The sequence below is a fragment of the Pseudomonas sp. PA27(2017) genome (genome assembly GCF_001945445.1).
GTDB lineage: Bacteria > Pseudomonadota > Gammaproteobacteria > Pseudomonadales > Pseudomonadaceae > Aquipseudomonas.
In genome coordinates, this window is the sequence record NZ_MSXW01000019.1 from 131,392 (window position 1) to 143,463 (window position 12,072).

Consider the following 12,072-nt stretch of genomic DNA (forward strand, 5'->3'; position numbering starts at 1 on the left):
TCCTACTACTCTGGATATGCAGTAATTATAATAAATCCTTTCGGCATCGACGGATCTTTCTCTAGAAAAACAACCACCTTGCTAGAAGGGCTTGCCATGCTTGCACCACTAGGAATCACACGTCCAATTTCGTAACCAAGCTCTTGCGTAAACGAGTATTTATTACCACCACTACCACTCATCCAAGCGTCTACCCCCGCCCTATTTTTGGCAAAAGCCTCTCCAACAGCCTTATCAGCGACAGTCAAATCATTAAACGTAGAGGAAGCTTTAATGTGCGGCTCAGAAGCAAGCCGCGCCAAAAGCTGTGCATCTGTTTTACCAACATGTTTCTGCACAGCATGCCCGCCACTATTATCGTGAAAAATTAAAGTCCTCCCAGTTTCGCTTTTCACGCTGTACGGTATTTTCACTGGCCTATCCGGCAATGGATATCCAGCTTCCATATCCGTCTGCGCACTATCCGGATTATGGTTCTTCGCCGGAGAAACATTCTCCTTGGTCTTGATAACCTTAGCAGTCTTGCTGCCCGCCGCACCGACCAGCAACATAGCTATCAGCGAACCGCCACCAATTAGATAAACATCCCCTTCGTACTGCTCATCCAACTCGTCTCGTTCAACCGCCTCGGCGACGGCCTTGCCCAAAACACCTTGAAGGTACGCCTGATATTGCGCCACTTTCTCGCCAAATGGCGTTTCTGAAAGCGCCTGCTCTGCGGCCCACATAATCAAACCCTTAGGTCCTTGCGCTGCGGCCATCACGAACCCGACCGCTTCTGCCTTCTCGGGATTGGCCTCAATATAGGCGTTGGCTGCCGAAACTCGATCCAGAATTTTCTGCTCAATACGGAGATCATCTTTTTTCCCTATGATGCCCGTAGGTGGCAACTGCAAGGCATCAGGAGATACATCCACACCGGCCGCAGCCAGCCCCTGCTCCGTCTCTCGCAACAACTCAGGGTCTTTCAAGAAAACCTGGGAAATATTCCGAAGCTCAGCCAACACCTGATTCTGAAACGCCTCATCTGCCAGAAGCGCTCTAGCCTCTGCCCGATTCATCCCAGACATGATCAAGCCGTAAAGCGCCTGCTCGGCAATCTCCTGACCACCAGCCTCCAACGCCCCCTCAGGCAGGGGCTTGCCCGTCAATCTCTCCCATTCGTTGAGGCTGGCATTCACCAGAATGCTTACATCTTTAAAATTGGCCTTGGCTGTTTCGTCATACGTCATCAACGCATGAGCCCACTGCCCCGCTGTAGCGACTGGATCACTTACAGCATCCAGCGACGACTTACTGACATAAAGATCCGTCCGTTCTTCCTTGTCCTTGGTAATTTCATAGGCCTTACTGGTATCGCGATTCAGCCCAGTTATGGAGTCCTGACCAATTTCGGCATCGCTACGGACAACGATCTCACCTGCGCCCACCGTGGCCCGCACGATCTGCTGGCGATCCTTCTCGTACTCGTAACCCTCGACGCTCCAGCCCGTCTTGCCTTTTTCGCCCTTGCCTTCCTTGCTTTTGTCTTGCTGGGTATCTTTTGCATCGTTCTTACCGTACGAACCACCGACATTCAGGTAATAGCTGTGCTCCTTGTCGTGCCCGGCGATATCGCTGAAGCCCAGGGTGCCGGTATCCAATTTGAGGTTGCCGGTGTTGGAGGCAATCAGTGCACCATCGATTTGCGTGTGTTCTTCGGTGCGGATGTCCAAGCGATCACGCGCAACGATACGGGTTTGATTTTCCACCCACTCGGTAGAGCCCGTGGTTTCGCCGTAGCCAACCGAAGCACTGAAACCGGCTCCGGGGCCGAATGTGGCGGTAGCGCTGACATCGAATTCCCTACCTTTGACTTTCCCCGTATCAGGGAGTGAGGTCACGGTCAGATCACGTCCTACACGGCCAGTTACTTCGTCGCCACTCAGTTGTGCACCACTTATGGCGGTATCTCGGCCACTGGTGAAGTTCAGACGATCGCCGGCATACAGGTAGGCTTCCTGCTGGCGCTGACCTTCGCGTTCAAGATCGCCCTTGCCGACGTTGACGCTGACATACACACCAACGCCCTCGGAGCCGAAGGTCAAGCCAACTTCGCCGCCGCCGCTGCGGCGAGTGCTTTCACTATCGCTGGCATTCTGAGCGGCACTGATCTTGAGGTCGTTACCGGCCTTGAGGTCGATATCGCGCCCTGCCTGAACCTGCGTACCGATCAGGTTCAGGTCATTGCGTGCGCTGAGATTTACATCACGTTCGGCATTGAGCACCGCGGCACTGGCGGTTCCCTGGCTGCCCTCTTCACCCGCTACGCCACGACTGCCGCCAATACCAACCTTGAAGCCACCACTGGTGCCGCCAACAATTCCACCTTTACCCTGGCTCTGCTGGCTGTCATAGCTTTGCTCGCCACGGGCGACATCAAGCACGATGTCCCGGCCAGTGACATTGATGTCACGCCCGGAATGGAACTGAGCGCCACGTACCTGAACGTCATTACCTGCTTCCAGGTTGATGTCGTTACCCGCTTCCAACGTCGAAGCGCGATTTCCAACCACAGTCTGGCTGACGCTCTGGCGTTGGCTGGTACTACCGAAATGCGCATCGAACGTCGGCCCAGCCAGGAACTGGCTGACGGAGTCCACCGCCTTGAGCGTGCTCGATGCCTGGCTGACAGTGTTCTCACCTTTGCCGGCGCCGCTTACCGCATTCTTGGTTCGCTCGTAGTTGTGGTTAACCGTGACGCCTACGCCGCTACGGTTCTGGCTCTGCTCTCTTTCGATACTCGACTGTTCGCGAGCCGCATCGACGACGATGTCGCGCCAGGCCTTCATGTTCAGGTCGTAGCCGGCCTGCATGTCCGAGCCTTGCTGCCGGATATCGCGCCCAGCACGTACATCCAGGTCCAAACCGGCGTTGATCTGGCTGGCTGCCGCAGTCTGTTCGCTGGTACGAGTCTTGTCCTTGAGCGACTCGGCCCCGGCAAAGGCACTAACACCATTGCCATCGGAGCTCAGTTGCAAGCCAACGGTCTTGGTGTTCTTCCACGAGGTGACCTGCTCGCTGCTGCTTCCTGCAACGACGTTTACGTCACGTCCTGCATCGAGGAGCACATTTCGACCTGCGCTGACGCCGCTGCCCACGACATTGACGTCGCGCTTGGCGATCAATGAAGCATCACGCTCGGCGTTGACCTGGCTGCCCACATTGGTGGAGCTGATGATTTCCTGGCCGCTCTTCTTGGCGTTAGAAATTGTGATACCGCCAAGCCCTGCTGCATTACTGGCGGAAAGATCGAACTTCTTCTTGTACGACTCGCTGCGGCTATACGCCTCGTCATTCGCCGCTACCAGGTTGATATCACCCGTGTCCTTCACCAACCCGGCGCGCAGCTCGACGTCGTTACCGGCATCGGTGGTACTGGCCCGTAGACGGATATCGTTACCTGCCGCGATGACCACGTCGTTGCCCGCTTCCAGCTCGCTGGCGACCTGGGCGGCGCTGGTCTTGAGTTGGCTCTTGCCGCTCTTGGAGAGGCCAAGGAAACCGGATTTGGTTTTCTTGGAATAGGAGCCATGCTCCTCGACACCGGACAGCACGGCCACATCGCCGGTACCACCAAGCAGCAGATCATTACCCGCCGTGAGCTGGCTACCGATAACCGTTACGTCGCGACCACCGTCAAGATTCAGGGCGCCATTGGCTGCCTTGCTGGTGTTGACAGTAAGATCGTTGCCCGCCTCGATCACCGAGGCGATGTTGGTGCTGTTGTAGCTTTCCTGCTGTTTACTGCTGCTGCGCCCGAATGAACCTTTCTTCTTCTTGAAGTAGTAGGAGGCGCTTTCATCCTTGGCCGACAGGATGTTGATGTCCTGGCTGGCGTCGATGTCGACATCGTTGCCCGCCTGTACACGGCTGGCGATCACGCTCAGGTCATTGCCCGCTCCCAGGCTGATGTCACGACCGGCCTGGAGCTCGCTGGATTGCTGGGTGATCTGATCACGGCTTTGGGTGACTTTCTTACTGCGCGACAGAAAATGGCTCTCGTTGGCGGCGCTGGAGAGCACCAGATCACGCTCGGCACCGAGGTCAATATCGCGGCCTGCCGTCACGCGGCTGGCCACCACACCCAAGTCACGCCCGGCAGCGATATCCAGATCACGCCCAGCGCTGACCTGGGCGCCCACCTGTGTTACCCGTTCATTGGCGAACCAGTTGCCGCGAGTCTGGTACTGCCCCTCCTGCACGGAAGCGACGGTAACGTCGCGGCCAGCCTGGATGGTAAGGTCGCCGCGGCTATCGAGGACACTGCCGAGGTTGCTCACGTCGCGCCCAGCCGCCAGGCTGAGGCTCTCGGCGGCTTCGATGCGGGCGGCGTTGTCGACGTAGGTCTGCCCCCAGCGATAGGAGCCTATGCTGGCCGCATGCTGAGTGACACTACGCTCATTGACTATGTCGCCTTCACCGGCGACCAAGCTGACATCGCGCCCGGCGATGATGCCGCCCTGGGCATTGCGGATGCTTTCGGTCGCCAGCAACTGGAGGCGGTTGCCCGCCTCGACCAGACCGCTGTTGCGGATGTTGTCGGCCGTAGCCTTGAGGTTTTCGCTCGCACGCAGGGTGCCCTGGTTGGCCAGCTCACCACCGCTGATCAGCGTAACGTCACTACCTTGAATCAGTGTTCCATTGGCCGCCAGGCGGCCTTCAGCCTGCGCCAAGTAAAGTACAGGCACCAATACCTTCTCACCCGCGACCTCGTGTTCTTCGAGCCAGACGATGTCGTGAGTCAGCGCCGCCACCTGCTGGGCGCTCAAGGTCACGCCCAGGCTCAGGTTCAGCCGTTCCTTGCTCGCAACAGCGTTGTCCATCAGATAACGAAACATCGCTTCGTCGCTGGTCAGTCCGGCGAGATAACGCTGCCCCGTATGCGCCACGATGGCTTCGCGCACCAGGCGCTGTTCGTAGAGGCCATCTCCCAAACGCTTTTGCGCCTGGTCGGGGTCATAGCCCAGCTTGCCCAGCATGTAGTCGGAGTTCACGAATCGCTTGAGATCGGTCAGTGCTGGGTTGGTTTCGATTAAATATTTGTGTCGAACTGAAGTATGCGATGGGTTAAGCGAATTTCGAACGCCTACAACTTCGGGTAAGTCGATATTCGGGAACCCCGCTGCAAGCTGATCGCCCTGCAAAGTGCGAGCATTAGCGATGAACGCTTCAGGAGGCAGCGAGGCTTGAGAATTACTGACGCTCAGCGAGGCTGGCTTATTGGTCTGATTGGTGTCAGCTGGCGTATCTTGGGCAAGGGTGGCACTTACAGAGACAGCGACCTGATCGCTCAGGCGAAATAACCCATTGGTACCCTGCGGCAGTGCAAAGCCGGGAAGCGATAATGGATTTACCTGTTTTTGTTGCAGATCAGGAGGAAGCTGTTTATTGAGATAAAAAACAGTTTTCGCTGAACTACCAATACTGGTGTCAACAGTTTTTTTCGCGTTTCCCTCAGGCTTGGAAGCCGCCTTCTCGACACCATTTAAAATCTTGTTGGTCGCAGATATATTAATGGATCCCCCAGCTTGTATCACAGCCTGAGCAATTCCAGCACCAATGTTCCCCACAGTAAAATCAGAGAACGGAGTGGCATTTTTAATAAAGGATGGAGCATCTACTCTTATGCCTGAAGAGTACTTACCCTCTTCCATAACCAAGTCACGCCTAGCATCGCCAAACCTGCCCGGTAATAATATCCCGTATGTTCCGACATGCTGATATCTTTCGCGCCCCGCTGGCTCACCACCTGTGACACGAATATAGGGCTTAACCCTCGCGCCCTCCTCCGAAGAATTCCAGAATCGGAAATTGCGATCATAACCAGCATCATTATAAGCATTATAACTTATAATCTGCCTCCACATATCCATTGATGGATACAGCTTAAGATACTTGTAGTTAACTCCGCTTTCAGTAGAAAACGATGAGTTCTCAAAGCTTTCTGCTTCAGCAGAAAAATCTCTTCCTGCGCTTATTTGAGAAGCGGAATTGACAAACTCTTTAGCATAAACCCTAAGATCACGCCCAGCAGCAATACTAGCGCTTGGCGAGTCCTTCAACAATTGAGTCTCAAACTCACTGACCCAAACTAAATGTGACTCCTCGATCCGTCCAAACCTAGGCCTGTCGCACGAGAAACAACGTACTCCTATTGCCGCCGACTTATTAACACGCACAGTCTCAAACTGATCTTTTTTATTCACCAACAGCATAGATTTAATTACTAAATCATCGCCACTCTCCACACTCCCCGACAGATTGCTAACTTGCCTTGCCCACGCCCCGTGATCATCTCCGGCGAGATCGATTTTGCCTAAGCTGTATATATCTGCATATTTGTTAGTGAGATCACCCACGCGGAGCGCCATATCCTTACCGCTGAAGATGAGAGCGTTCTCGTTGGTTATACTCGTCGAATAGATTTTGAGCGCTTCGCCACCGCCCAAGGTGCCGTAATTGTTCAATGTATGCGCGTTAACGGTCAGGCCGCCGGCCGAGGTCAGACGGCCATGGTTGGTCAGGGTGCCCGTGCTGCTGATGCTGCTCACCCCACCACCACTGATGCGGGCGGTGCTCGCCAGATCGAGGCTGGCGGCTTTCAGGTTCAGCGCGCCCAGACTGGTTACCTGCCCGGCCCCGCTGTAGGCACCGATCAGGTCGAGGCTGAGGCTGCCGTCGCTGGCCAGCAAACCGTCGTTGATCCAGCTGCCGCCGCTGCCGCTCAGGGACTGGCTGGCCAGCAACTGGCCCGTGGCGGTCTGGGTGAAGCTGCCGATGTTCAGCACCAGGCGCCCGGCTTGCAGCACGCCGCTGTTGGTCCAGCTATCGGCGCTCAGAGTGAGCAGGCCGTTGGTGCTGAGGTCGCCCCCGGCGCCCATGACCTGGGCGGCGCTGAGGCCGAAGTTGCCGGTGCCGACATGCAGGATGCTGCCGCCGCTGCTCTGCAGGCCGGCAGTCTCGAGTACAAGGTTGGTGTTGGCGGTTTCGATGCGGCCGCGGCGGTTGTCCAGGCTGCTGGCGGTGATACGGGTATCGCCAGTGTTGCCCAGCGCACGCAGGCTGCCATTGCGGTTGTCCAGGCCGGTGCTGGCCAGGCTCAGGCTGCTGGCGCTTTCGACCATACCGTAAACGTTGTTCAGCGCCCCCGACAGGCCGAAGTCGATGCGCCCGGCCGAGACCTTGCCGCCCTGCCCCAAGGCAGCGCCCTGGTTGTTGAAGTCCCCGACGATGAGGCCAAGCATCTGGTGGGCATACAGGCCACCACCCTGGTTGTTGAAGGTGGCGCGGCCCAGGTCGATCGAGGTGTTGCCGGCCAGCGCGGAAATGTGGCCACCACGGTTGTTGAGGCCTTGAGCTTCGACGTCGAGCGTCTGCGCCTGGGTGGTGCCGCCGTCGTTGTCGAAAAGCCCGGAGCTGACCAGCTTGAGCCAGCCGGTCAGGCTGCTGAGTACGCCGCCACGGTTGTCGATGCTGGTGGAGCGCTGCAGGTCGAAATTGCCAGCACGGCTCTGGAGCTGGCCGCTCTGGTTATCCAGCGCACCATCCAGGGTAAGCAGCAGGTCCCCCTGGCTGCTCAGGCTACCGGCAGCGTTGTCGAGGCTTTGTGCGCGGATGCCGACGGCCCCGAGCTGGCTGTGGATCAGGCCGCCGCCCGTATTGTTCAGGGCACCGGTAAGCAGCAGGTTCAGGCCATTGCGCGCAGCGACGGTGCCGCCCGCGTTGTTCAGGCTGCTGGCGGTCAAGTCGAGCAGGTTCTGGCTGATCAGGCTGCCGCTCTGGTTGTCGATGGCCTGGGCCTTGAGCACCAGCGGGCCGGTACTGGCCAGCTTGCCCTGCTGGCCATTGCGCAGATCGCCTGTGAGGGTGAGGCCGAGCGCCGCGCCGCTGGTGAACTGGCCGGCGCGGTTGTCCAGGCGGGTTGCGTTCAGGCTGCTGGCCTTGCCACTGCCGATCTGCCCGGCGTTGTTGTTCACCGCCCCGGCATTGGCCGTCAGGCTGCCTTGGCTGTCGATAAGGCCATTGCCGCTGTTGTCGAGCACGCCGCTCAGGCGCAGCTCGAGATCGCCACCGCTGGAGACGATGCCCTTGGCGCTGTTGTCCAGGCTGGCGGCCTCGATTTCGAGCTCCGCCTTGCTGACCAGAGCGCCTTCACCGCTGTTGTTCAAGACGCCCTGGCTGCCTTCGAGCTTGACGCTCAGCGCGCCGTCACGGCTGGAGACGGTGCCGCGCGCGCTGTTGTCCAGGCTGCCAGCGGCGATATCCACGCCCTGCCAGCCAGAGATCAGCCCGGCTGCGGCGTTGCGCAGGCTGCCCTTGCCCACATCGAGCCCCAGTTGGCCGGCGCTGATGATGCGGCCCTGCTCGCCGTTGTCGATGGCACTGGCGAGTAGCCGATAACCCTGGGTGCTGGAGACTTCCCCGCCAGCGCGGTTGTCCAGTTTGCCCAGCGCCTGCAGGCTCAGCGGGCCGTTGGCCGTGAGCAGACCGCCCCGGTTGTCCAGGTCGCCTCCCTTGAGGTCGATGCGCACGCCCGCTTCGCCGATCAGCCGGCCCTGGCGCTGGATCAGTTGGGTAACGGTCAGGCGCAGGTCTTTCTTGGCCGACAGCTCGCCGCCGCTGTTACCGAGGTCTCGGCTGGAGTCCAGACGGCTGGCCGTCAGGTCGAGGGCATCGGCACTGGTGATCAGCCCGTTGTCGCGATTATCCACCGCGTCGGCCGTCATGTTGAGGACCTGGCGGCTGCTGATGACGCCGTTGCGGTTGTCCAGGTCGCCGGAGGCGAGTTCGAGCCCGGCCTGGCTGAGCAGGCTGCCGCCCTGATTGTTCAAGGTGCCGGTCGTCACCTGCTGGTCACCACCGCTAGCCAGCAGGCCGGCGTTGGCGTTGTCCAGTTCGGCCGCTTCTACGATTAGGCCCTGGGCGGCCGAGAGGGTGCCCTTGTCGTGGTTGACCAGCTTGCCGGTAAGCTTGACCTGCATATTGCCCTTGCTGGCCAGCACCCCGGCGGCGGAGTTGTCCAGGCTGTCCGCTGTCACTGCCAGGCTACCGGCCGAGATCGCGCCCTTGAGGCTGTTTTTCAGCATCTGGGTGATCTGCAGTTGCAGCGCCTGAACGCTGATCACCCGGCCCGCGCTGTTGTCCAGCTCAAGGGCCTTGAGGAGAAAGCCCTGGCTACTGGAGATTTCACCACCGGCGCTGTTGTCGACCTTGCCGAGGTTCTTCAGCAGCAAGGCCCCCGGCGTGGCGATCAGGCCGTTGCCGCTGTTGTCGAGGTCGCCGCCCTGCAGGTCGAGGGTCAGCGCGCTTTCGCTGACCAGCCCACCACCCGCGTGCTGATCCAGCGCCATGGCGCTGACCCGGGCCGTGCCCTTGGCGGCTATCCGCCCCTGGTCGTGGTTGTTGAGCTGGGTGGCATCCAGTGAAAGGTCGCCAACGGCGGTGATCCCACCCAGGCCGTGGTTATCGAGCAGCCCAGTTTCAATGCTCAGCGCCTGCCCGGCACTGATGCTACCGGCCTTGCTATTGTTCAGGCTGCTGTTACGGATGCTCAGTTGGCCATCGCTGACCACCCTGCCGCCCTGGTTGTCCAGGGTGCTGCCCTTAATGCCCAGTGCAGCGCCGCTGGAAAGCAGACCAGCCGCTTGGTTATCGATGCTAGCGGCTTCGATCTGGAGGTCCCTCGTAGCGAGAATTCGGCCCTGCCCCTGGTTGTTCAAGGTCCCCTTAAGCTGCACACCAATAGTTCGCTGACTCGTCAGGGTGCCGCCAGCACTGTTGTCCAGGCTGCCGCCGTGCAAAATAAGGCCATCACGTCCGGCGAGCACTCCCTTGGCGTTATTCAGCAAACGCTGAACGTACAGCTCCAGCCCCTGATCAGCGACGATCAGACCGGCACCACTGTTATCCAGCACGGCACCGGGTTGCCCGCTACCAGCATGGACTCGAACCACTGCCAGACCAGGTGTGGAAATTTCCCCACCCGTGTTGAGCAGCACTTCGCCAGCGACGATCTCTAAGGCTTCAGTAGCCGCGATCAAGCCACCCTGACGGTTGTCTAAGCGCGTGCCTTCGAGGGTTAGCCGGCCCTGGCTCAGCAGCTCGCCGCCATTCGCCTGCTCAAGGTGACCGATCTTCGCATCGAGATTACCCTTAGCGCTGACCTGCCCCTGATTACGGTTGTCCAGGCTGGACAGCTCAAGACTCACACTTCCCTTGCCACTGAGCGTGCCGCCCTGGTTGTTCAGGCTGCCCTGGTTCAGATTGAGCGCTCCGTCAGCCTGAATTCGACCACCCCGGTTGTCCGTCGCCGCCTCGTTCACGCTGAGGCTGGTGCGGCTCGATAGCAGACCATCACCGCTATTGTCGACGGAGGCTGCGCGGATACTCTGTGAGCCTTGGCTGACCAGCGTTCCTTGGCCGTGGTTATCGAGGTGACCACTCAGCGTGACGCTCAGGCTACCCTGGCTGGCCAGGGTTCCTTTACCGCTGTTGTGCAAGTCGCCTGCCGCAATCTCCAGACGCTCTTGCGCAAACAACGTCCCCTGCCGATTGTCGAGCGCACCGCCAGCCGCTACGGCGATGTCCACTTGCTTGGCCGCTATCTGCCCACTGCGATTGTACACGTCCCCCGCCACCGCGCTCAAAGCAACATCGCTGCGTACCTGGCCGTTACGGTTATCCAGCTGTGATGCATCGATTCGAGTGAGCGTCTTGGCGCTGAGCGTGCCGCCCTGATTGTCCAGGCGCTGACTGGCCTTGACCTCCAGTTGGCGATTGCCGATCAGGCTGCCGGTATTGCTTACCTGCTGTGCCTCGATGCGCAAATCCGCCGCCGTGCGGCTGTTGTCTGGCCTAACGCCGGCCTCGACCAGGCCCTGGTTGATCACCTGCTCCGCCTTGAGCCGAATATCGCCCGCTGCGGCCAGGCTCTGCTGCATCTGGAGCGAACCCTGGGCGCTGATCCTGGCCTGACCAGCAGCGTAGGCCTTGCCTGTCAGCGCCAGCTCGCCGGCGTCAATGGAGAAGTCGCCAGCCGTCGAGGTCTGCGCTAGGCTCAACTTGCCATTGGCATCGATCCGAATATCCCCGGCACTGGCGGCCATATCACCGGCCAGTTTCACACCCACGCCCGCTTCGGTACCGACCAGACGAATCGCACCGGCGTACATGCCGCCCAGGGCGGAACTGTCGATGGCCAGCTGGGGCTGCGAGGATCCGTCGTCGGCCTTGGCGGTGGCCTGCAGGGTGGCAACATCGACCTCGTTGCGGCCGGCGATGACGTTCAGGCGCTTGGCGTGGATTTCGGCGTTGATCTGCGCGCTGCGGGTGATCAGGTCGAACTGGTCGACGTTGCCCGCATTGAGGCCAGCGCCTTCGATGGCGATGTCGCCGCCATTGACTTCGAAGCCCTGTAAGCGGCCGTTGTTTACAACTGGAGCGCCGGTGCTCAGGGTGGCGCGCGGGGTGTTGATGAAACCGCAGCCGTCGCAGGTGATGCCATGGGGGTTGGCCACGATGACGTGCGCTGCCTGCCCGGCCACTTCCGTGTAGCCCTTGAGCTGGCTGCGGTTGCTGCCGGTCACTTCGTTGAGGATGACGCCGGCAGCGCGACCCTGCAGGTTGCCGTTGCCGACGATGATGCCGCCGAGCTGGGTGCTCTGCAGCCGCTCGGTGGCATTGTTGAGGATCAGCCCCTGCCCGCCGACGTTGTAGTCGGTGAATTTGTTGTGCGACAGGCCACTGCCGGTTGGCGTGGCGATGTTGACGATGGGCACGCCATTGCCGGCCCGGTCGAGGCTGGTGTTGCCGCCCGCCTGGGCATCAACGGTCAGTTGCGCCGCCGAGGCGACGATGGGATTGAGGAACATCACGCCGGCAAGGATCAGGGCGATGTTCTGGAAGAAGGGGCTGCGAACGTCCATGTCAGGGTGCTCCAGGGCGTAAACGAATCAGAAATCAGAAGAAAAGGTCGACGCGGAAATACACCGGGCGCTCGCCCTCGGTGATCACGTCGGGGCGCTCCAGGGA

The 12,072-nt window shown here is 59.7% G+C and carries 1 protein-coding gene; it reads right to left on the bottom strand.

All coding sequences use genetic code 11. The features are described 5' to 3' along the window. Positions 1-5: 5 nt before the first annotated feature. On the bottom strand, positions 6-11,966 hold the full coding sequence (locus BVH06_RS25380; RefSeq protein WP_075934043.1) for a hemagglutinin repeat-containing protein: 11,961 nt from the start codon (positions 11,964-11,966) through the stop codon (positions 6-8). Positions 11,967-12,072 lie beyond the last annotated feature (106 nt).

Coding starts and splice junctions, on each gene's coding strand:
- BVH06_RS25380 (WP_075934043.1), bottom strand. CDS start 11,966: ATGGACGTTCGCAGCCCCTTCTTCCAGAACATCGCCCTGATCCTTGCC.